The sequence below is a fragment of the Metasolibacillus meyeri genome, from assembly GCF_003049505.1.
Classification (GTDB): Bacteria; Bacillota; Bacilli; order Bacillales_A; family Planococcaceae; genus Metasolibacillus; species Metasolibacillus meyeri.
The window spans coordinates 1-20187 of sequence record NZ_PYWN01000087.1 but is presented as its reverse complement, the minus strand read 5'-3'; the positions used below and the strand labels follow the sequence as shown (position 1 = coordinate 20187).

Sequence of the window (20187 nt, the reverse complement as noted above, 5' to 3'; positions counted from 1 at the left end):
CCTGCCTGTCACGCAGGAGATCGCCGGTTCGATCCCGGTCGGGACCGCCATTTTATAGTTTTTGTAAGCATCTATTATGCTTATGAAGGCTTTTTTATTTTGATTCGATGAGATGACTAAACGTTTGCTGAGAAAGCGTAACGTAATAATCAAAAGTGGTCAACACCATGTTAATCCCAATTCTTTTGAAGGATATTAAAGATTTTGAAAGGGAAACTTATACAACGTAGGTCAGTTAACCATTGATACCTATTGTAACTCTTTTAGGTTAATAATTATTAAGAGTGAATAAAAAATCTGGATGTAATAATTTAATAAAAACTCGAATTTTGTCGAAATAATGGTTTTCAAAATGTTCATAATGGGTATGTATTGTTATAGAGTTTCGGGGGTGAATTGTATGCTCAAGAAATTTAGTAGTATGCTGGTTGTTACACTTAGTTTAAATAGTTGTGTAGCTTATGAACATGGAAAACTAATTGATATAGAGGATTCTAATGCCTATGTATGGCAGAAATATATGAGTGAGCAGGAATTTAATCAGCTAGAGGAAGGCATGAGCTATCTTGATGTTGTAAATACGGCAAAAGGTATGGGGACACTTCAAAAAGACGGAATATATATTTGGCAAGATGAGGATACATTAACAAAAGCCTATGAAATACAATTTCAAAATGATCAACTTGTTGAGAAGAAAGTGGTTGAATTAAAAGGACATTCGACACGATAAAGTGAAATTTCAATCAGTGGGGGTTTTTCTAATCCCCAGCTGATTGTTGATAAAGGAACATAAGCTAAGAACTTCACATCCTGTGAAAACGCTTGTGTGACTAAAATCATGTTGGCCTCAATCAGGCTTTTACGGACAGCTATTGCCACCTATCCTTTTTGTTTTTCATAAGTCTTGAGGTGGGCATCTTGTATTTGTCGCTTCGCTTTCGCACAGAAAACACTTGCTTTTGGTACAAAAAATATTGCTATCCGTTAATGCGGGATAAATAGATGGGGGGCGCCTTTAGAAATCATTTCTAAAGACGTCTCTTTTTTATGTGTAGTCCTTTGAACATTTTTTCGCATTCGAGTAAACTAAGGGTAATGCATTTTTGGGAAGGACTAATTATATGAAATTTGAAAAACATATATATTCATTAGAAGAAACAGAGCAGCTTGCATTGAATTTAGCTGAGCGATTAGAAGCCCAATATACAGTTACATTAGAAGGTGATTTAGGGGCTGGAAAAACAACTTTTACACAAGCTTTAGCAAAAGGGTTAGGCATTAAAAGAACGGTGAATAGTCCTACTTTTACAATTATGAAGCAATATGAAGGGCGACTACCTTTAAATCATTTAGATGTTTATCGCTTAGCGGATAGCGATGAAGATCTAGGATGGGATGAGATTTTCTATGGGGATGCGGTAACAGTTGTAGAGTGGGCGCATTTAATTGAAGAGGATTTGCCAGAAGAGCGTTTAGCAATTACGATTAAGCGAATAGCGGAGCAGGAAAGATTATTTATTCTAGAGCCAATAGGCACTCGTTATATCGAGCTTTGTGAGGAGTTAATGAAATGATTTGGTTAGGGATTGAAACAGCAAATGCGCCGCTATCGATTGCATTAGTGCAAGGTGGAAAAATAGTAGCAGAAGTTGTCCAACATATAAAAGTAACGCATTCAGCAGGCGCTATGCCAGCTATTGAAGAGCTTTGTGCGAAAGCATCTATTAAGCCAGCAGAAATTGATGCGATTGCAGTATCAGAAGGACCAGGTGCTTATACAGGTGTACGTATTGGTGTTACATTAGCGAAAACATTGGCATGGACGCTGCAAAAGCCTTTAGTTGGTGTATCGAGCTTGCAAGTATTAGCTATGAATGGTCGTTTGTTTAACGGTGTTGTTTGTCCTTTATTCGATGCGAGACGTCAGCATGTATATGCAGCTATTTACGGTAGGCAAGCTACAGTGCTAGAGGATGGGCATTATGCAATAGCTGATATACTAGAACAAGTGAAGCAGCGTGGAGAGCAGGCGCTATTTATTGGTGAAGACGTTGTATTATATAAAGAGCAGATTGAGCAAGCATTAGGAAATCAGGCAGTTTTTGCACCGTTTACGTTGAATTTGCCTCGTGCCTCAGAATTAGTTGCCCTGGCAATGGATAAGGAGTTGCCTTCCATTGATGCTACACATGCTTTTGTGCCGCAATACCGCCGCATTGCAGAGGCGGAGGCCAATTGGTTACAAGCACAGAAGGAGAATAACTAAGCGATGGTGGTACAATATCGAAAAATGACGGTAGCTGATGTGGAGACGGTTTATGCGATTGAGGTGGCATCGTTTCCTGTGCCGTGGACGTTGGATTCCTTCTATTATGAAATGTCTGAGAATCAATTTGCTTATTATACAGTAGCTGAAGAAAATGGAGAAATTCTAGGGTTTTGTGGCAGCTGGATGGTAGTTGATGCAGCACAAATTACAAATGTAGCGGTTATAGAATCAGCGCGTGGCAGAAAAATCGGTGAAGGCTTAATGCGTGAGGCGATGCGTGTTGCACGTGAAGCAAATATGGAAACAATGAGCTTGGAAGTACGCGTATCAAATGTTGTAGCACAAAATTTGTATTATAAGCTAGGCTTCCAAGATGGGGGCTTACGTAAAGGATATTATACTGATAATCAAGAGGATGCTCTTGTCATGTGGGTGAAATTATAAATGGAAAATCAATATATTTTAGCAATCGAAACGAGCTGTGATGAAACAGCAGCAGCAGTGATTCAAAATGGTACGAAAATTGTATCGAATATCGTAGCCTCTCAAATTGAGAGCCATAAACGCTTTGGTGGTGTAGTACCTGAAATTGCTTCACGCCATCATGTAGAGCAGGTGACGATTGTGATTGAGGAGGCACTGGCAGAAGCGCAGCTACAGCCGAGTGACCTAGCAGCAGTAGCTATTACGGAAGGACCTGGGCTAGTTGGCGCATTATTAATTGGCATTAATGCAGCAAAAGCTTTTGCTTGGGCACACCAGCTACCAATTGTTGGTGTACATCATATTGCAGGGCATATTTATGCCAATGCGCTTGTGCAGCCAATGGAATTTCCTTTATTAGCGCTTGTTGTATCAGGTGGGCATACAGAGCTTGTCTATATGAAAGCGCATGGACACTTCGAGCTAATCGGTGAAACGCGCGACGATGCAGCTGGTGAGGCATATGACAAAGTAGCGCGCGTCTTGAATTTGCCTTACCCAGGTGGGCCACACATTGACCGATTGGCACATGAAGCAGAGGAAGCAGTGGCTTTCCCACGCGTTTGGTTAGAGGAAGATAGCTATGATTTTAGCTTTAGTGGTTTGAAATCGGCTGTCATCAATTATAAGCATAATATGGATCAACGTGGTGAGGAATTTGTTGCAGCACATGTAGCAAAAGGCTTTCAAGATAGCGTTGTTGAGGTGTTAACGACAAAAGCATTGCGTGCGGCGCGCGAATATAATGTGAAGCAAGTGATTGCAGCTGGTGGTGTTGCGGCAAATCAGGGCTTACGCACAGCGCTTGAACAAGCTTTTAAGCAAGAGGATGTTCCGTTCTACGTGCCACCATTAAAGCTGTGTACCGATAATGCAGCGATGATTGGTGCCGCTGGTGCGAAAATGTACGAGGCGGGTGTGCGTGGAAGTATGATGATGAATGGTCGCCCAGGGATGGAATTGAAAAGTTGGGTATGAAGAAGCAAAATTGATAGCTACAAATATAGATGCTGGGACCGTTAGAAATTTTAATGGGTCGCAGCATTTTTTACTATCACCAAGCATAATGTAAAAATATATTGTTTTTTGTTGTCGATATGCTCAAAAAAGCATCATTATAAAAAAGGTTAAAGTTTTCTGAAAATTATCCACAGGTTGTGAATAGAAAAGTGCAAAATGTCAATAAGAACATTCGTACTTATGCACAATTTGTGGATAACTTGTGGGTAAGTTGTGATTTATCAATATATAGTATGTGGTTTTCCTCACAGTGATGTGGAAAAAATAATTTTTAATTGTGGACAATGTGGAAAAGTCTGTTGATATGTTGATATGACTGCAATTAAATTGTGAATAAAATTGTGGGCTAATTTTATCGAAATTTGTATATTGACCAATATATATGTAATATAAAGTAGAAATGTAACTGTGTAAATAGAGGAGGGAGTATTTATTGAAACAAACTAAAAATTCAATGATACTGTTATTAATTATCGGAGTTATTTTAGCGGGTATCGTTTTATGGCTACTTAGTCTTACTGTATTCGGCACTTATATTTTATATTCATTTTCAAGTTTGCTTATTTTTATAGCCATTGCTTGTTACCCTCTAGCTATTGTTTATGGCAGACCTGATATAAAAAGAGTGTATGAAAGTATTCGTATAGGAAGCTATCGCCTATTTCGCATGAAAAAAACGTATGCAAATTTATTGAATGCGATTATTGCAATCGTGATTACAGTGCTTTTTGGCTGGGTATATGGGACATACGGGGCATATCGTAATTTAAAATATAAAAAGCCACCGTTAAGGAGAGTGAAATAAAGGACATTGAGCGATAGGGGCTCAATGTCCTTTATTTTATAGATTTTCCAGCTCTTCACTCAACTCTAGCCATTCCATTTCGAATATTTCGTGTGCTGATTTGACAGTATCTAATTCATTTTGAATGTTAAGTGCCTTTTCATGATCAGAAAAAATAGCCGGGTTACATAGCTGCTCCTCTAAAACGGCAATCTGTTCATTGAGTGCGGTCATTTTTCCTTCAATTTCCTCTAACTGTCGACGAATTTGCCGCTCACGTTTTTTCGCATCTTTATCAATCGTAGATGTTGAGACTTTTGCGATAGAGGACGCTTCAACTGCTGAAGATTCCTTCATCGCCGCAAGTTCGGCCAGTTCCTGCTTTTTCTCCACATAGTAATCATAATCACCTAAATACTCAAAGGAACTATCTGGGGCTAATTCTACGACCTTTGTGGCGATACGGTTAATGAAATAACGGTCATGTGATACGAATAGTAATGTACCTGGATAGTCGATTAAAGCATTTTCTAAAATTTCCTTGCTATCTAAATCTAAATGGTTGGTTGGCTCATCTAACACAAGGAAGTTTGCCTTTTGCATCATCAGTTTTGCAAGTGCTAGGCGGGCTTTTTCACCTCCGGATAAAGAGTTGACGGATTTGCCAACATCGTCACCGCTGAACAGGAATCGACCAAGTACTGTGCGAATATCCTTTTCATTCATTAATGGCCATTCATCCCACAGTTCTTGTAAAACGGATTTATTGGAATTGAGCTTCGCCTGTTCTTGATCGTAATAGCCAATTTGCACATTTGTACCGTAACGAATATCTCCAGTGAGCTGCGGTAAATCCTGTACAACCGTTTTTAATAAGGTCGATTTACCGACACCGTTTGGACCGACGAGCGCAATGCGGTCTTCTCGGAAAAGACGCAGCTGAATGTTGCGTGATATTTCCTTATCGGGATAGCCAACAGTGAGCGCGTCAACTGCTAGTACATCATTGCCGCTTTGTTTATCAATTGTAAAGCCAAAGCTTGCGGATTTTTCGTCACCATCAGGAGCATCCATCCATTCTGTACGCTCAAGCATTTTACGGCGACTCTGAGCCATTTTCGTTGTTGATGCACGGGCGATATTTTTTTGAATGAACGCCTCCATTTTTGCTTTTTCATCTTGTTGACGTTCAAATAATTTCATATCACGCTCATAATTTTTCGCTTTCTCATCTAAATAAGCACTGTAGTTACCAGTATATTTTGTGACACGTGTACGTGATACTTCATAAACGATCGATACAACTTGGTCTAAAAAATAACGGTCATGTGAAACGATTAAAATTGCTCCAGCATAGCCTTTTAAATAATTTTCAAGCCAAGCTAATGTTTCGATGTCTAAATGGTTCGTTGGCTCGTCCAAAATAAGAAGATCAGGCTTGGATAATAGCAGTTTTGCTAAGGCCAAACGTGTGCGCTGTCCACCTGATAATGAGCGAATCGGCTTTTCATAATCAGCAGGGAAAAATTGCATGCCGTGAAGCACCGAACGCGTATCAGCTTCATATTGATAGCCACCAGCATCCTTGAAATCATGCTGCAACTGATCATATTCAGCCATGAGCTTTGCGTAAGCTTCTTGATTTTCATAAACAGTCGGCTCCGCCATTTGCTGCTCTAAAGTGCGGAGCTTTTTTTCCATTTGCTGTAGTCCTATAAAAATCGTCATCATTTCATCCCATATCGAAAGTTCAGAGTCCAACCCTGCATGCTGCTCTAAATAGCCAATTTTAATATCCTTTGGAATAATGATTTCTCCAGAGTCATAGGACATTTGCCCTGCGATAATTTTTAATAAAGTGGATTTACCAGCACCATTGCGCCCAACAAGTGCGACACGATCGCGATGCTGTACTTCTAGCTTCACACCGCTTAATATTTCATCCGTAATAAATGATTTATATAGTTGATTTACTTGTAAAACAATCATATTTACACCTCAGTTCATGCTTTAAGTGTAATAGATACGCATGCTTGGCGCAATGATGGATACTTTACTTATTCGCCCATGTCTAGTAAGATGAAAACGACTTCGAACTAGATTGCAGGAGGATTACATGTGAGCAAAGAAACGAAAATTCCACAAGCAACTACGAAGAGGCTTCCTTTGTACTACCGATTTTTACAAAACTTTGCGAATGAAGGAAAACAACGGGTATCGTCTCAAGAGCTGAGCGAGGCGATGAAAATAGATTCGGCAACGATTCGTAGAGATTTTTCATATTTTGGAGCCCTCGGTAAAAAGGGCTATGGTTATGATGTTCAGCATTTATTGCAGTTTTTTAGAGAAACACTAGATCAGGACGAGGCAACGAATGTCGCATTAATCGGAGTAGGGAATTTAGGAAATGCCTTTTTAAAATATAATTTTCAAAAAAACCATAATACGCGTATTGTTGTAGCATTTGATTCAAAAGCACCGTTGGAAGGTACGGAGATTAGCGATATCCCCGTTTTCCACCCAGACCGCCTAGAGGAAATGTATGAGAAGTACAATGCGGAATTAGCTATATTAACCGTATCAGCACGCTCCGCACAGGCTATGGCAGATCGCTTAGCACAGATGAATGCGAAAGGGATTTTAAACTTTACACCAATTCGTTTGAATATACCGGAAACAATGAAATTGATGAATATTGATTTGTCTGTTGAGCTACAGGCATTGATTTATTTAATCCGTAATTAAACACGGTGTTTATTTCTTTTACGCATGCTAGGGTACATATAGCGATGAAGTGGACGCTTTATATAGACTTTTCCAGATAAGTATTGTTTCCTACACGTCGCAATGACATCTCTTACTAAATAGGTGAGGGAATCTTTGTCGTAAGGGGATTGCATAATCTTGAAAGCTTCGGGCTGAACAGTTATAATCCAACCATTGTTTGAGCCCACAATAATCAATTTGACGAAGCTATATTCACCAATATTTTGGTAAGTTTCGGCTGTAATTGTTATTTCTTTTTGGTGCTGTAATTTAAGCCATTTACGTATTCTAAATTTAGTCATATTGGTAATTCCTATCTATATAGTGTAAATATTTCTATTCATTATAGCAAAGTTACGAAATTCTTCACAACTATTGTATTAGCCAAATAGCGCACAATGCGTTAAAATGTACATGAAGAGGAGGTGGCGTAATGGAAATCCATTTAAGTGCGATTGGACCAGTAAGCCTTGTTATTATCGGTGTTGTTGCCATCCTGATTTTTGGACCGAAGAAGCTTCCAGAGCTTGGCAAGGCAATGGGCTCTACACTTCGAGAGTTCAGACAAGCAACTAAAGGCTTGGCAGATGATGAAGATGATAAAAAGAAAGTTATTGAACATAAAGATAACGATAATGTTAAGTAAGTTAAGGATGTCTTATATATGAATCCAAAAGAACTGACTGTCATAGAGCATGTTGAAGAATTAAGAAGTCGCCTTGTTGTCACGGCGTTCTTCTTTGTTTTGGCGCTTATAGGTAGCTTTTTTTTGACAGAGCCGATAATTAAATATATTCAGAATAGCCCAGAGGCTGCTCAATTTACATTAAACGCCTTTACACCAACAGATCCGTTAGCTGTGTTTTTAAAGGTGATGTTTCTTGTGGCATTTATTTTAACGTCACCTATGTTGCTTTATCAGTTATGGTCGTTTATTACACCTGGCTTGCTTGAAACAGAGCGCAAGGCGACACTTAAATATATACCTTATTCATTTATCTTATTTTTAGTAGGGCTGTCCTTTGCTTATTTCGTGTTATTTCCATATGTCATGCATTTTATGATGAATTTATCGAATAACTTAGAAATTCAGCAAACGATAGGAATTAATGAATTTTTCTCTTTTTTATTAACATTGACTTTACCTTTTGGTATTATATTTCAATTGCCGGTTGTGACGTTATTTTTAGCACGTATCGGTATTTTAAACCCAACGTTAATGGTGAAATTCCGTAAATACTCTTATTTTGTATTATTTGTACTTGCGGCAATTTTAGCACCGCCTGATTTTATTTCAAATTTAATCGTTGCGATTCCGTTATTTATTTTGTATGAATTAAGTATCGTCATTTCAAAAATAGGCTATAAGAAATTTTTACAAGCAGAGGAGCAACGTCAACGTGAGGAGCAGGAGGTAGCTCAGCAAATACAAGTAGAGGCATTGTTAGCAGAGCAACGTCGACAAATGGAAGAGATGAATAAATAAAAAGAAGCTGTTGGAAAGTGAAAGTTTTCCAACAGCTTCTTTTATTTTGGCAGCGTATCCGTCATTTGCTGTATTTTATCGGCATTTAATTGGACTAATGTAACTAAGCCATTCATAGCCATATGCGCAATGATTGGTGCTAATAAGCGCTTTGTTTTGTAATATAAAAAGGAGAAAATTAAACCCATTACTGTATACACTAATAGATGCGTGAAATCTCTATGGATTAGTGCGAACACGAAAGCACTAATCAAAGCTGCAACCCAAAAGTTTTGTGTTTGAATCAAAGAGCCGAAAATAACACGACGGAATACAAGCTCCTCTAAAATGGGTGCTAACAATACTGAAGTGACCACCATAATTGGTGCAATACGTGTAATATCCATAATCATTTGCGTATTTTCAGAGCCTGGCTTAATACCTAGTACATAGACTTCAATTAGTGAAGCAACAATTTGACCGGAAAATGCTAAAAATACCCCGAGAATGCCCCAGCCGATTGTGACGCCAATGGAAGCGCGTGGTCCTTTAAAAACATCAAAAAATTGTTTATTCCGTCTCATCAAAAGCCCCATAATAATTAAAGCGATTAGGAAGGCAATTGTATTCCACCAAGCAGCTAGAACGAACACTTTATACTCTGAGTCTGGTAGTAAATTGAAGAAAAAGTTTCCTACACCTGGAATTTTTAAAATGATACCTGATAATAAAGCGACAATGTATAACAGCAATACATACAATGCTGTTTTTTGCGTTTTGAATTTTGGAGAACTAAGAGAAGTCACGTGCATAAAACCTACTTTCTGTAACTATAATACGTTATGCTTTCTTTATTGTAGAGGAAGTTCGCAATAAATGAAAATTTTTTGTAGTTCTTGCTTGCAAAAAATTTATAGATTATTTAATATAGTAAGTGTGTTAGCACTCCTTATGAATGAGTGCTAATAAATCCAAAGATTTAATATTTTGTAGGAGGTTGTTTCACTTGTTAAAACCATTAGGTGATCGTATCATTATCGAACTAGTTGAGGTAGAGGAAAAAACGGCATTTGGTATCGTTTTACCAGACTCGGCAAAGGAAAAGCCACAAACAGGTAAAGTAGTGGCAGTTGGGACAGGTCGTGTATTAGATAACGGTACACGCGTAGAGCTTGATGTGAAAGAGGGAGACGAGGTTATCTTCTCAAAATTCTCAGGAACTGAAGTAAAATATGACGGCCAAGAATACTTAATTTTACGTGAAAGCGATGTATTAGCTATTATTGGTTAATAAAATAGTGCAGGCAAGTAGTCTGCTTGCCTCGCATCTAACAGAAAAAGTCATGAGTTAAGGCTCAGCAGCATATAACACGAATGGATAATTATTTTCAGGAGGTTTTTTGACAATGGCAAAAGATATTAAATTCGCAGAAGAAGCACGTTCATTAATGCTTCAAGGTGTAGATAAATTAGCAAACGCGGTGAAAGTAACATTAGGTCCAAAAGGGCGCAATGTTGTATTAGAGAAAAAATTCGGTTCACCTTTAATTACAAATGATGGTGTTTCAATTGCAAAGGAAATCGAGCTTGAAAATCCATATGAAAACATGGGTGCAAAGCTTGTAGCAGAAGTAGCATCAAAAACAAATGAAATCGCTGGTGATGGTACAACAACTGCCACAGTATTAGCGCAAGCAATGATTCGTGAAGGTTTAAAAAACGTAACAGCTGGTGCAAACCCTGTAGGGATCCGCAAAGGAATTGATAAAGCAGTAGCAGCAGCTTTAACAGAGCTTCAAGCCATTTCACGTCCAGTAGAAAACAAAGAAGCGATTGCACAAGTAGCAGCAATTTCTTCAGCAGACGAAGAAATTGGTCAATATATCGCTGATGCGATGGAGCGCGTTGGTAATGATGGCGTTATTACAATTGAAGAATCAAAAGGCTTCACAACAGAGCTTGATGTAGTAGAAGGTATGCAATTTGACCGTGGTTATGCATCTCACTACATGGTAACAGATACAGATAAAATGGAAGCTGTATTAGACAATCCATATGTGTTAATTACAGATAAAAAAATCGCAAGCATCCAAGAAATTTTACCTGTATTAGAGCAAGTGGTACAACAAGGTCGTCCAATTTTAATTATTGCTGAAGATGTTGAAGGCGAAGCTCTAGCAACATTAGTAGTAAATAAATTACGCGGTACATTCAACGCGGTAGCTGTAAAAGCGCCTGGCTTTGGTGACCGTCGTAAAGCAATGTTAGAAGATATCGCAATTTTAACTGGCGGTCAAGTGATTACACAAGACTTAGGCTTAGATTTAAAATCAGCAGATATTACTTCTTTAGGTCGCGCGGCAAAAGTAGTTGTGTCAAAAGACAACACAACAATCGTTGAAGGTGCAGGCGACTCTGTAGCAATCGAAGGACGTGTTGGCCAAATTCGTGCACAGCTTGCTGAAACAACTTCAGAGTTCGATAAAGAAAAATTACAAGAGCGCTTAGCAAAATTAGCTGGTGGTGTAGCGGTTATTAAAGTTGGTGCTGCAACAGAAACAGAATTAAAAGAGCGCAAACTACGCATTGAGGATGCATTAAACTCAACGCGTGCAGCGGTTGAAGAAGGTATCGTTTCTGGTGGTGGTACGGCATTATTAAACGTCTATGGCGCAGTTGAAAAAGTGCTTGAAGAAGTAGAAGGCGACGTAGCAACAGGTGTAAAAATCATTCTACGTGCATTGGAAGAACCAGTACGCCAAATCGCTGAAAACGCAGGCTTAGAAGGCTCAATCATCGTTGACCGCTTAAAACGCGAAGAAGTAGGTATCGGCTTCAATGCAGCAACAGGCGACTGGGTAAACATGATTGACGCAGGCGTAGTAGACCCAGCAAAAGTAACTCGCTCAGCACTACAAAACGCAGCATCTGTAGCAGCTCTGTTCTTAACAACAGAAGCGGTTGTAGCAGACATTCCAGAGCCAGCAGGTGCAGGCGGCGGTATGCCTGATATGGGCGGCATGGGTATGCCTGGCATGATGTAGGTGCCTGGCACACACACAATTCTGAAAACTTACTACAATTTAGTAGCAAACAGTAAAAAATCACTTCTTATTTATATAAGAGGTGGTTTTTTTACATGCAAAAAGTTAGAATAGTCATACAGTTTATGTTACGAAGGGGGAGCTTCAATGGGATACAATCAAGCAAACATAACAATCACAACAGACAGACTTATTTTAAGATTATTTCAAAAAGCGGATGCAGAGGTAGTAGCAAAGCTTTGCAATAATTATAATATTTATAAAAGCACTTTATCTTTACCATATCCATATAAAGTAGAGGATGCACTGACATGGATTGAGTATCATTATGACAATTTTATAGAAGATCGTTCCTACGAATTTGCAGTGACGGATAAGAAAACGAATGAGATTTATGGCGGGATTGCTTTATCGAGTAATAAACAATTTAACCAAGGTGAGCTTGCCTATTTTATTGGTGAGCCGTATTGGGGGAAAGGCTACGCGACAGAGGCGGCACAGGCGATGGTACAATTTGCTTTTGAAGAAAAGAAGCTGCATAAAGTATTTGCAAGATATTTTGCAACAAATCCTGCCTCAGGTAAGGTTATGGAGAAGATAGGGATGGTACGAGAAGGGGTATTGAAGGAGCATATCGTAAAGGATGGCAAGTATGAGGATTTAGTACACTATGGGATTATTAACAGCTTACAGCATAACTAAATAGAGAGTTTGGGAAGCATGACAGAGAAAAGAATAATAGACATAAGGTTATTTAAAGAATCGGCACTATTTAGTTATATTAGGAAAATATATTATTCTAATAAAATAGTTCCCCTATAAACGCATTTTTAACGTGTTGATAGGGGAATTCATTTTTTAATGACAATCCCAATTATAAAGGACATTGCTAAAGTCTTTGCGTTTAAGTTCGTCTTCTGTAATGAAGAAGTTGCCGACACCAACATCGCCCCACATAATATGGTCACCTATGCTATCAACTTGTAGTAATAAAATTGTAGAGTCAGTATAGTCGCCATAAGCACGAGGGTCCTCTTGTGTGAAGAATGGGTAGCCACCTATTTTATGACCTGTACCGCTAAATGTATCATAAAATTTGTCTTCTAATTCTTCATTTTCCTCTAATTGTTGTTGAATAGTTGCATAAATCTCATTGCTTCGAAAATCATCAATCATTAATGGCTCAAAGGCTGTATCAAAACTTAGAGCCATTTCTTTTTCAACAGGGAAATATAGCTCCTCGTCCTGTAATTGAACAAAGGAAAAATCCTGTATTAATTGTGATTCATCTTGAATGATTTGCTCATGAAAAATAACGCGAAAGCCAGCTTGATTTTTCCCATTATCAAAATCCATTCCTAATACATCATCATAGCCATCGATGTAAAACTGTAAAATTCCTTCAGTTGGAAAGTGGGGAAGATGCTTTGGCGCATCTGCAAAATTGATTTGTGCTAATAATTTCAATGGTTGCCCTTGTTCATTTTTAGGATATTCCATTGTTAAAGGGAAGTAAGGGTTACCTTCAAATTTGCTTTCAAATAGTGTCGTATTACGTTCAATTGTGTTAATCTGCACAACTGGTTGTACTGTTTCTTCAATGATAGCACGATATTGCTCGAATTCTTGAGGGAGCTGTAAAGTCGATTTATTTGTCATGCAATGGCCTCCTAAAATTTAAGTTAAATCAATTTTAGAACAAATGTTCTTTATGAGCAATGGGATAAATTGCTTAAATTTTATAGGAAATTCTAAAAGGCGTGAGACATCAATGTTCTTAAGTAGATTTCTCACGCTTTTTAATAGGAAATTTTTATTGCTTTAGTTTAAATTCTTTTTCAGTGCCATCTGCAAAACGCATTTCAAGCTCGAACCCTGTATAGTCTGTAGGTAATCCGAATACAGATAGTACATCAGATACAATGCTAGCATTGTCTGTTGTCGCATCGAATGTTAGTTTTTGTAATAATGGTTCTAGCTTTATATAAGCGTCGTTGCCTTTCAGTTTTTCACCATTTAGTTTATCTTCTATTTCAGCTTCGATTCCATCTGCATCATTTTCATAATCTACTTCATATTTTTCAGTTAAACCATAGGATACTTCCAATGAAAACTTTGTAAATGGGAGGTGAACGTTAGTAGCTGGATGACTTGCATTTGCTGCATGATCTGGATTGCTTGGGGTGGTGACAGGCACTTCTGTTACTTTGTTATTATTGCAAGCAGCTAATAAAAAAACAATGAACGGAATAATAATCCATTTAGCTGATTTTTTCATAATAAACTCCTCACTTTCTTCATGAACTTACTGTTATTCATTACCCAATTCATAAAAAAGTAATCACTGATATATTTTATACATGAAATTTAGCTGACTATCATAAACTACCGATAGCATAACTGATTGATAGGAGGAGCTACTATTCAAATCCATGTGGTGAGAGCTGGGGAAAGTTTATGGAGTATTGCGCAAGGCTATGGAACGACTGTTGATGTCATTGTGCAGGCGAATCAAATTCCAGAGCCAGATCAGCTTGTTGTAGGGCAAGCATTAGTTGTACCGATATATGGACATTTTTATACGGTGCGTGCAGGGGATAGTTTATGGTCGATTGCGCAAAGATTTCAAATGAATTATTTAACGCTAGCACAAATTAATGGGATTAATCCGTATCAAACATTGTCTGTAGGACTTCGTTTGTACATTCCACCTACAGTGAAAAGCAATGCGGAGGCCTTGGCATATATTGAGCCAAGAGGCGATACGGTGAGTGAGGATGTGGCGAATCAGGCGCGCGAGGCTAGCCCGTATTTAACTTATTTAGCCCTGTTTAGCTATGAAGCAAAGCGAGATGGTTCGTTGAAAGTTCCGCCATCTGGAGAATTGTCATCAATCGCGCGGCAAGCAGGTGCAGTTATGTCGCTCGTTGTGACGAATTTAGAGGAAGGTAATTTTAGCGGTGAGCTCGCACAAGATATTTTACAAAGTAGTGCGGTGCAGGAGCGCTTGTTAAACAATGTACTAGCAGAAGCGAATAGAGTTGGTAATGTGAGAGATATTCATTTTGATTTTGAAGCATTGCCTGCGAGCCAGCGCGAGGCCTATGTGCAGTTTTTAAGACGAGCGGGTGAAAAATTTCATCCGGCAGGCTATTTAGTATCGGCGGCACTTGCACCAAAGGCGAGTGATGAGGCGCAAGGAACGTGGCAAGTTGCGCATGATTATGGAGCGATTGGAGAAGTTGTAGATTTCGTTGTGCTAATGACGTATGAATGGGGCTATATAACAGGGCCTCCGATGGCAGTTTCCCCTATTAATGAGGTAGAGCGCGTGTTAAATTATGCGCTGACGAAAATGCCTGCGAGCAAAATTATGATGGGGCAAAACTTGTATGGCTATGATTGGCCTTTACCTTTCGTACAAGGACAAACGAGGGCGACGGCATTAAGCCCGCAAAGAGCGATTGAGTTAGCCAAACGTTATCATGCGGCAATTCAATATGATACGACTGCGCAAGCTCCTTACTTCTATTATGTTGATCAAGATGGACAGCAGCATGTTGTGTGGTTTGAGGATGCAAGGTCGATTCAGGCGAAGTTTGACTTAATGAAAAAATTGAATTTGAGAGGCATAGCATACTGGCGTTTAGGCTTGCCGTTCCCACAAAACTGGCTGTTACTGGCAGATAATTTTAATATTGTGAAAAGGTGATAAAGAGGCTGACTAGAAAGTAGGTTACTGCACTACTTTCCAGTCAGTTATTTTTTGGAATGTTAAGTCATGTAGAACAGTGCAAGCTTTCTAGAGGTTCGTAATCGTTGACTATAATTAACCTTTATTCAAAGAGATAATTTTACATTATTTCACATTTCAATAGAGATGTATGACAAAGTAACCTGCCAACGATATCTTGTAGTTCCGCACTGGTGAATAAGTAAAGATTGATTTTCAAAACATAGATATTTTGAATTGTTTCTTGCGGAAATAGTAGGATAATAGGCTCGTATATATAATAATAGAAGGAAAAATTATTATAAAGCGAGTGTTCAAACATTATGAATACTGTATACTAATAAAAACGTGGTCAAGCTGTTAAAACTTACGTTTACTACTAAATTAAAGGGGAGATTCTTGAAATGAGAGCTTTTAAACTAGTTGCTATTTTATTTTTAGTATTACAATTAGTTTTACCGATGTCTGTAAGTGCGCAAGAAGCAGAAGGTATTGATTATTTAGCATTAGGAGATTCGCTTGCAGCTGGTATTCAGGAGACAGGCGAGCTTGGGCTTAGCTATGCGGATTTTTTAGCATTTAGCATGGCGGAGGAATATAATTTAAGCTCATATAATAAGGGCTTTTCCTATCCAGGTTATACGACACTAGATGTATTAAACGATATTAAAAATAATGTTACGAAGCCAATTTACAATGTAGATGGACTACAAAGTGAATCCGTAGCAATACGTGAATCAATTGCGAATGCAGAAGTGATTACAATTAGCGCAGGCGCAAATGATATCTTAAAATCTTTTAATAAAGAAACGTTAGAATTTGACTTGAAGGGCGCTTTCGAAGGCGTTCAACAGATGGGGAAAAATTATGAAGCAATTTTAAAAGAAATTGCAACGATTAATCCAGATGCCGTTGTATTTATAATGGGTTACTATAATCCGTTTCCTTATTTAGATGAAGATCTACAAGTTCAGTTAGATGCACTTGTATCAGCAATTAATAAAATAATTCAAGATGCAGCTTATAATGGGATGGCACTTTTTGTAGAAACGGCTAGCTATATTGCAGAGGACTTTAAAACATATTTACCTAATCCACAAAATATTCATTTAAGTGAAGCTGGTTATAAATTAGTTGCCGATTTATTTTTAACAGAGCTTTATTATTATTTCTATGAAAATGCAGAGAGCTTTGAAGAAATTGAATTTTTGACGTTTACTGATACCGAAGGGCATTGGGCAGAGGAGTATATTTCTTTCATTGCCATGTCAGGTATCATGAGTGGTTACGAAGATGGCTCATTTAAGCCAGATCAAGCATTGAAGCGCGTTCATGTAGCAACGATTATGGGAAATGTCCTTGGAATTGAGGCGACACAAGCTGCACCATTTAAAGATATTTCTGGCTATGCGGAAGAAACGCAGCAAAAAATTGCCGCAGTATATGAAACGGGGATTATGAGAGGGAACGACAATTATTTAAAGCCTGAAGAAAAAGTAACACGTGCACAAATGGCGTTAATGATGTCGCGTTTATATGAGTATGTATTTGAAAAATCTTATGAGCCAAAGAAAATAGCACCATTTAAAGATATTCAATACTATGATGTGGAAACACAAAAAGCGATTACAATGCTATATGAGTTGGAAATTGACAAAGGTAAAGGTGAGGGCAAGTTTGCGCCTAAAAATGAAGTCACACGTGCAGAAGCAGCTCAAATAATTACGGATTTTGTTTTTTCGACATGGTTTGAATAGTTATCCTCTTCAATAAAAATACGAAAGCTGTATGAAAAGCCTTGCGGAAGCATGCTTTTCATACAGCTTTTTGTCATTCTTGCCACTTCAAGCCTTCAAAGAAGCGGTATACTTCTTCAAAAACAAGCTCACGTTCTTGGCCAAGCGTTAAAATATGGCCAGAGTTAATAAATGTTTTGACGGATTTAATACGAGATTTGACAGAGCTATAAATAAGGTCTGCGCTATCGCAATAATATTCATCATCTTGTAAGCCACGTAAAATATGGACAGGTGCTTGAATATTATCTAGCTTTGCACTTGTATCATTAATCATCCCTTGTAAATATTCAAGTGAGGGCATTTTTACTGCCTTTGCAATTGTTGAACGATTATCAGTTGCTTCGTCAAATGTACCTGATAATTTTTTATAATTAATTGTATAGTCGATGACACGGTTTTGGAGGCTTTCTGTATTTTTTGCGATAGCTGGTGCACTCATAGCAACGATTGCTTTTGTTGGACGTTCAGCACCAAGCTTTAATGAAAAAATACCACCAAGTGAAACGCCTGCTACAGCAATTTCCTCATAGCCTAGATTGCGCAATGTATCATAGCCCTCAATTACGCTATCCCACCACTCTTTAGGATTTGTTTGAATTAATGTCGATGGGTCACTACCATGACCTTTATATAAAGGTGCATGTACTGTGTAGCTGCGGTCTGATAAATAACGACCAAGACGTTTAACATCATTCGTATTTCCTGTGAAACCATGTAATAATAATACTGCGCGATTGCCTGCTTCAATTGTGAAAGGCTTCGGTGCAACAATTTTCATAGTAAAATCCCCTTTATAAAATATGACAGTTTTAAGAAAAATGTATTTTAGTTATTGTAATTATGTTTGTTTTTTGTTAAGCGATGTTATTAAAGCTTATTATAGTCACGAAAAAACATAAATACAATTTATTATTTCTATCATTTTGATTCCATTTGGTTATTGAAAGGAGTGATAAAATGGAAATTCAACAATTATATTATTTTAAAATAGTTGCAACATTACAGCATATGACACAAGCTGCAGAACAGTTGAGCATTTCGCAGCCGGCTTTAAGTAAATCGATTGCCAATATTGAGCGAGAATTAGGTGTACCGCTATTTGATCGACAAGGTCGCTCGATTTTTTTAAATCGCTATGGTGCATTATTTTTAGAAAGTGTAGATATTATTTTAGCGGAGCATAGTAAAGTGATGCAGGAATTTGCTGAAATTACGAAGCCAGGCTTTGGAGAAGTTTCCTTTGGCTTTATCCATACGCTTGGTATGGGTGTTGTGCCAGAATTAATGGCACATACTTCAGAAAAATATCCAAATATGCAATTTACATTAACGCAGTCAACATCCTTGCGTTTATTAAAGCTTTTGGAGGATGGCGATATCGATTTATGTTTATCGCAAAAAATCGAATCGAAGCTTTTAGATATTCATTGGGTAGAGTTGTGGACGGAGGAGCTTTTTGTCATTGTGCCAGAAAATCACCATTTAGCAGAACGAGATTATATAAAATTAATTGAGATTAAAGATGATCCATTTATTTCGATTAAACGAGGTAATTCACTACGTCAAATGGTGGATACATTATTTCAATCAGTCGGTGTGACAACGAATACAACTTTCTCTGCGGAGGAAATGCATACTGTAGCAGGCTTCGTTGGTTCAGGGCTCGGCGTGTCATTAATTCCAAATATTAAAGGATTAGATCAATTTAATGTTAAAAAAATACGCATCAGTGAACCACCTTGCTATCGAAAAATAGGTGTGTCATGGGTGAAAAATCGCTATATTTCACCAGCTGCAAATGATTTTAAAGATTTTTTAATTGAAACATTAATAAAAGAACAAAATAAATGAGGTGAACGATTTGTTGCACAAAATCCCTATTCAAGAACGACAATATTGGTCTGAGCAGCTAGAAATGGCTAAATGCGGTGAACGAAGTGCGATATATAAACTTGTAGAGCTATGTGAAAAAAATGCTTGGCATAGTGAGAAAATGTCTTGGTTAAAGCAAATAGATGATGAGGCAGAGGCGCAATATGCCTTGGCTAATTATTATTTTGTAGAAGGGGAGGAGCAAAAAGCGTTCAATTATTATGAAAAAGCGGCAATGCAAAATCATGCGGATGCGGCTAATAATTTAGCGGATATGTATTTGAATGGTGAAGGCGTAGAAGTGGATGAGCAGTTAGCATTTAATTGGTTTATGAAGGCGGCACAAGCAGGAGTAGTAGAGGCGATGTTTACATTAGGCATCATGTATGAGCAAGGTTTAGGCATAGAAGCAAATAAAGAAAAAGCACTGTACTCTTATATAAGCTCAGCAAGTGGCGGCTATGTAGAGGCACAGTATCAAGTGGGAATGATTTATTTAGAAGGCTTGCTAAGCCAACAACAAAATGTCGAAAAAGCGATTGAATTTTTTGAAATGGCTGCTACAGAGTATCATATCGATGCACTATTTAATTTAGGCTATATTTTTGCTGAGCCGCAGTATCAGATGCTGGATGGGGCAAAGGCCTTGCATTATTTTAAGCAAGCAGCCTTATTAGGCGATACAGAGGCAAAATGGCAGCTTGCTAAACATTATGAACAGGGACTAATTGTTGAACACAATGAACGAGAGGCACAAAAATGGCATCAAGCTGCAAAGCAAAATAATTAATTTGGATATTAAGTTATATTATGTGATTTTTATTATAGGTATATATACTTATTTTTCATCTTTGTTTAAAAAGGTATAATGTACTGAAAGTATTATAGGTATAAGATGTTTCACTACTGTCGCACGAATTAGTTCTGAATCTTCAGTTTTTATTTTTCTTGA

At 37.9% G+C, this 20187-nt stretch carries 22 protein-coding genes; 16 read left to right on the top strand and 6 right to left on the bottom strand.

The window, feature by feature from the left end:
* The first annotated feature begins 400 nt into the window (after positions 1 to 400).
* The 6 genes from C9J34_RS13290 (at position 401) to C9J34_RS13265 (ending at position 4577) form a co-directional block, all read left to right on the top strand.
* Positions 401 to 730 carry a hypothetical protein gene (locus tag C9J34_RS13290; RefSeq protein ID WP_107840551.1) on the top strand — a complete coding sequence of 110 codons (330 nt, stop codon included), beginning with the start codon at positions 401 to 403 and terminating at the stop codon, positions 728 to 730.
* Positions 731 to 1121: 391 nt separating this feature from the next.
* Positions 1122 to 1574, top strand: a complete 453-nt coding sequence (gene tsaE / locus C9J34_RS13285) for a tRNA (adenosine(37)-N6)-threonylcarbamoyltransferase complex ATPase subunit type 1 TsaE (RefSeq protein ID WP_107840549.1) — start codon at positions 1122 to 1124, stop codon at positions 1572 to 1574.
* Positions 1571 to 2266, top strand: coding sequence for a tRNA (adenosine(37)-N6)-threonylcarbamoyltransferase complex dimerization subunit type 1 TsaB (gene tsaB, locus C9J34_RS13280; RefSeq protein WP_107840547.1), 696 nt, complete (start codon positions 1571 to 1573; stop codon positions 2264 to 2266). Before tsaE ends, tsaB begins: the two co-directional genes overlap by 4 nt.
* 3 nt (positions 2267 to 2269) lie before the next feature.
* Positions 2270 to 2713: a ribosomal protein S18-alanine N-acetyltransferase gene (gene rimI / locus C9J34_RS13275; RefSeq protein ID WP_238600655.1), complete on the top strand. Its 444-nt coding sequence runs from the start codon at positions 2270 to 2272 to the stop codon at positions 2711 to 2713.
* Positions 2714 to 3730: a tRNA (adenosine(37)-N6)-threonylcarbamoyltransferase complex transferase subunit TsaD gene (gene tsaD / locus C9J34_RS13270; RefSeq protein ID WP_107840546.1), complete on the top strand. Its 1017-nt coding sequence runs from the start codon at positions 2714 to 2716 to the stop codon at positions 3728 to 3730.
* 475 nt (positions 3731 to 4205) lie between these two features.
* Positions 4206 to 4577 carry a hypothetical protein gene (locus tag C9J34_RS13265; protein WP_107840545.1) on the top strand — a complete coding sequence of 124 codons (372 nt, stop codon included), beginning with the start codon at positions 4206 to 4208 and terminating at the stop codon, positions 4575 to 4577.
* 36 nt (positions 4578 to 4613) lie between these two features.
* Here C9J34_RS13265 and C9J34_RS13260 read toward each other — a convergent pair whose 3' ends face one another.
* On the bottom strand, positions 4614 to 6545 hold the full coding sequence (locus C9J34_RS13260) for an ABC-F family ATP-binding cassette domain-containing protein (protein WP_107840543.1): 1932 nt from the start codon (positions 6543 to 6545) through the stop codon (positions 4614 to 4616).
* 129 nt (positions 6546 to 6674) lie between these two features.
* Here C9J34_RS13260 and C9J34_RS13255 point away from each other — a divergent pair, with 129 nt between their 5' ends.
* Positions 6675 to 7301 carry a redox-sensing transcriptional repressor Rex gene (locus C9J34_RS13255; protein WP_107840541.1) on the top strand — a complete coding sequence of 209 codons (627 nt, stop codon included), beginning with the start codon at positions 6675 to 6677 and terminating at the stop codon, positions 7299 to 7301.
* Here C9J34_RS13255 and C9J34_RS13250 read toward each other — a convergent pair.
* Positions 7298 to 7624 (bottom strand): hypothetical protein, encoded by a 327-nt coding sequence (locus C9J34_RS13250; RefSeq protein WP_107840539.1) that lies wholly within the window; start codon positions 7622 to 7624, stop codon positions 7298 to 7300. The two genes, C9J34_RS13255 and C9J34_RS13250, sit on opposite strands and share 4 nt — an antisense overlap.
* 131 nt (positions 7625 to 7755) lie before the next feature.
* Here C9J34_RS13250 and C9J34_RS13245 point away from each other — a divergent pair, with 131 nt between their 5' ends.
* Positions 7756 to 7968: a twin-arginine translocase TatA/TatE family subunit gene (locus C9J34_RS13245; protein WP_107840537.1), complete on the top strand. Its 213-nt coding sequence runs from the start codon at positions 7756 to 7758 to the stop codon at positions 7966 to 7968.
* An 18-nt stretch (positions 7969 to 7986) separates the two neighbouring features.
* Positions 7987 to 8808 carry a twin-arginine translocase subunit TatC gene (gene tatC, locus C9J34_RS13240; protein WP_107840535.1) on the top strand — a complete coding sequence of 274 codons (822 nt, stop codon included), beginning with the start codon at positions 7987 to 7989 and terminating at the stop codon, positions 8806 to 8808.
* A 41-nt stretch (positions 8809 to 8849) separates the two neighbouring features.
* Here the strand turns inward: tatC and C9J34_RS13235 are convergent, their stop codons facing one another.
* Positions 8850 to 9599, bottom strand: a complete 750-nt coding sequence (locus C9J34_RS13235; RefSeq protein ID WP_193769004.1) for a CPBP family intramembrane glutamic endopeptidase — start codon at positions 9597 to 9599, stop codon at positions 8850 to 8852.
* A 194-nt stretch (positions 9600 to 9793) separates the two neighbouring features.
* On the opposite strand from C9J34_RS13235, the gene groES reads away from it, so the two are divergent.
* From groES to C9J34_RS13220, 3 genes are all read left to right on the top strand, one after another.
* The gene (groES, locus tag C9J34_RS13230) at positions 9794 to 10078 is read left to right on the top strand and encodes a co-chaperone GroES (RefSeq protein WP_107840533.1); all 285 of its coding nucleotides are present in this window, start codon (positions 9794 to 9796) and stop codon (positions 10076 to 10078) included.
* 115 nt (positions 10079 to 10193) lie between these two features.
* Positions 10194 to 11831: a chaperonin GroEL gene (groL, locus tag C9J34_RS13225; protein WP_107840531.1), complete on the top strand. Its 1638-nt coding sequence runs from the start codon at positions 10194 to 10196 to the stop codon at positions 11829 to 11831.
* A gap of 147 nt (positions 11832 to 11978) precedes the next feature.
* The gene (locus C9J34_RS13220) at positions 11979 to 12533 is read left to right on the top strand and encodes a GNAT family N-acetyltransferase (protein WP_107840529.1); all 555 of its coding nucleotides are present in this window, start codon (positions 11979 to 11981) and stop codon (positions 12531 to 12533) included.
* Positions 12534 to 12689: 156 nt separating this feature from the next.
* On the opposite strand, the gene C9J34_RS13215 is transcribed toward C9J34_RS13220, so the two are convergent.
* On the bottom strand, positions 12690 to 13490 hold the full coding sequence (locus tag C9J34_RS13215) for a YwqG family protein (protein WP_107840527.1): 801 nt from the start codon (positions 13488 to 13490) through the stop codon (positions 12690 to 12692).
* Positions 13491 to 13644: 154 nt separating this feature from the next.
* Positions 13645 to 14109 (bottom strand): YusW family protein, encoded by a 465-nt coding sequence (locus C9J34_RS13210; protein ID WP_107840525.1) that lies wholly within the window; start codon positions 14107 to 14109, stop codon positions 13645 to 13647.
* 144 nt (positions 14110 to 14253) lie between these two features.
* Here C9J34_RS13210 and C9J34_RS13205 point away from each other — a divergent pair, with 144 nt between their 5' ends.
* Both C9J34_RS13205 and C9J34_RS13200 read left to right on the top strand, forming a co-directional pair.
* Positions 14254 to 15543, top strand: coding sequence for a glycoside hydrolase family 18 protein (locus C9J34_RS13205; protein WP_107840553.1), 1290 nt, complete (start codon positions 14254 to 14256; stop codon positions 15541 to 15543).
* 425 nt (positions 15544 to 15968) lie between these two features.
* A complete protein-coding gene (locus tag C9J34_RS13200) occupies positions 15969 to 17321 on the top strand; it encodes an S-layer homology domain-containing protein (RefSeq protein ID WP_107840523.1) in 1353 nt (450 codons plus the stop codon).
* A 73-nt stretch (positions 17322 to 17394) separates the two neighbouring features.
* Here C9J34_RS13200 and C9J34_RS13195 read toward each other — a convergent pair whose 3' ends face one another.
* On the bottom strand, positions 17395 to 18141 hold the full coding sequence (locus tag C9J34_RS13195) for an alpha/beta hydrolase (protein WP_107840521.1): 747 nt from the start codon (positions 18139 to 18141) through the stop codon (positions 17395 to 17397).
* Between the two features lie 179 nt (positions 18142 to 18320).
* Here C9J34_RS13195 and C9J34_RS13190 point away from each other — a divergent pair, with 179 nt between their 5' ends.
* Positions 18321 to 19214, top strand: a complete 894-nt coding sequence (locus tag C9J34_RS13190; RefSeq protein ID WP_107840519.1) for a LysR family transcriptional regulator — start codon at positions 18321 to 18323, stop codon at positions 19212 to 19214.
* 13 nt (positions 19215 to 19227) lie between these two features.
* Positions 19228 to 20025: a tetratricopeptide repeat protein gene (locus C9J34_RS13185; protein ID WP_153062633.1), complete on the top strand. Its 798-nt coding sequence runs from the start codon at positions 19228 to 19230 to the stop codon at positions 20023 to 20025.
* Positions 20026 to 20187: the final 162 nt, after the last annotated feature.

What these genes read in the sequence shown, in the direction of transcription:
- tsaD (WP_107840546.1), top strand. Translation starts at nt 2,714, where the DNA reads ATGGAAAATCAATATATTTTAGCAATCGAAACGAGCTGTGATGAAACA.
- C9J34_RS13245 (WP_107840537.1), top strand. Translation starts at nt 7,756, where the DNA reads ATGGAAATCCATTTAAGTGCGATTGGACCAGTAAGCCTTGTTATTATC.
- rimI (WP_238600655.1), top strand. Translation starts at nt 2,270, where the DNA reads ATGGTGGTACAATATCGAAAAATGACGGTAGCTGATGTGGAGACGGTT.
- C9J34_RS13210 (WP_107840525.1), bottom strand. Translation starts at nt 14,109, where the DNA reads ATGAAAAAATCAGCTAAATGGATTATTATTCCGTTCATTGTTTTTTTA.
- C9J34_RS13235 (WP_193769004.1), bottom strand. Translation starts at nt 9,599, where the DNA reads ATGCACGTGACTTCTCTTAGTTCTCCAAAATTCAAAACGCAAAAAACA.
- groL (WP_107840531.1), top strand. Translation starts at nt 10,194, where the DNA reads ATGGCAAAAGATATTAAATTCGCAGAAGAAGCACGTTCATTAATGCTT.
- C9J34_RS13250 (WP_107840539.1), bottom strand. Translation starts at nt 7,624, where the DNA reads ATGACTAAATTTAGAATACGTAAATGGCTTAAATTACAGCACCAAAAA.
- C9J34_RS13260 (WP_107840543.1), bottom strand. Translation starts at nt 6,545, where the DNA reads ATGATTGTTTTACAAGTAAATCAACTATATAAATCATTTATTACGGAT.
- tatC (WP_107840535.1), top strand. Translation starts at nt 7,987, where the DNA reads ATGAATCCAAAAGAACTGACTGTCATAGAGCATGTTGAAGAATTAAGA.
- C9J34_RS13220 (WP_107840529.1), top strand. Translation starts at nt 11,979, where the DNA reads ATGGGATACAATCAAGCAAACATAACAATCACAACAGACAGACTTATT.
- C9J34_RS13190 (WP_107840519.1), top strand. Translation starts at nt 18,321, where the DNA reads ATGGAAATTCAACAATTATATTATTTTAAAATAGTTGCAACATTACAG.
- C9J34_RS13290 (WP_107840551.1), top strand. Translation starts at nt 401, where the DNA reads ATGCTCAAGAAATTTAGTAGTATGCTGGTTGTTACACTTAGTTTAAAT.
- C9J34_RS13195 (WP_107840521.1), bottom strand. Translation starts at nt 18,141, where the DNA reads ATGAAAATTGTTGCACCGAAGCCTTTCACAATTGAAGCAGGCAATCGC.
- C9J34_RS13200 (WP_107840523.1), top strand. Translation starts at nt 15,969, where the DNA reads ATGAGAGCTTTTAAACTAGTTGCTATTTTATTTTTAGTATTACAATTA.
- tsaE (WP_107840549.1), top strand. Translation starts at nt 1,122, where the DNA reads ATGAAATTTGAAAAACATATATATTCATTAGAAGAAACAGAGCAGCTT.
- C9J34_RS13215 (WP_107840527.1), bottom strand. Translation starts at nt 13,490, where the DNA reads ATGACAAATAAATCGACTTTACAGCTCCCTCAAGAATTCGAGCAATAT.
- tsaB (WP_107840547.1), top strand. Translation starts at nt 1,571, where the DNA reads ATGATTTGGTTAGGGATTGAAACAGCAAATGCGCCGCTATCGATTGCA.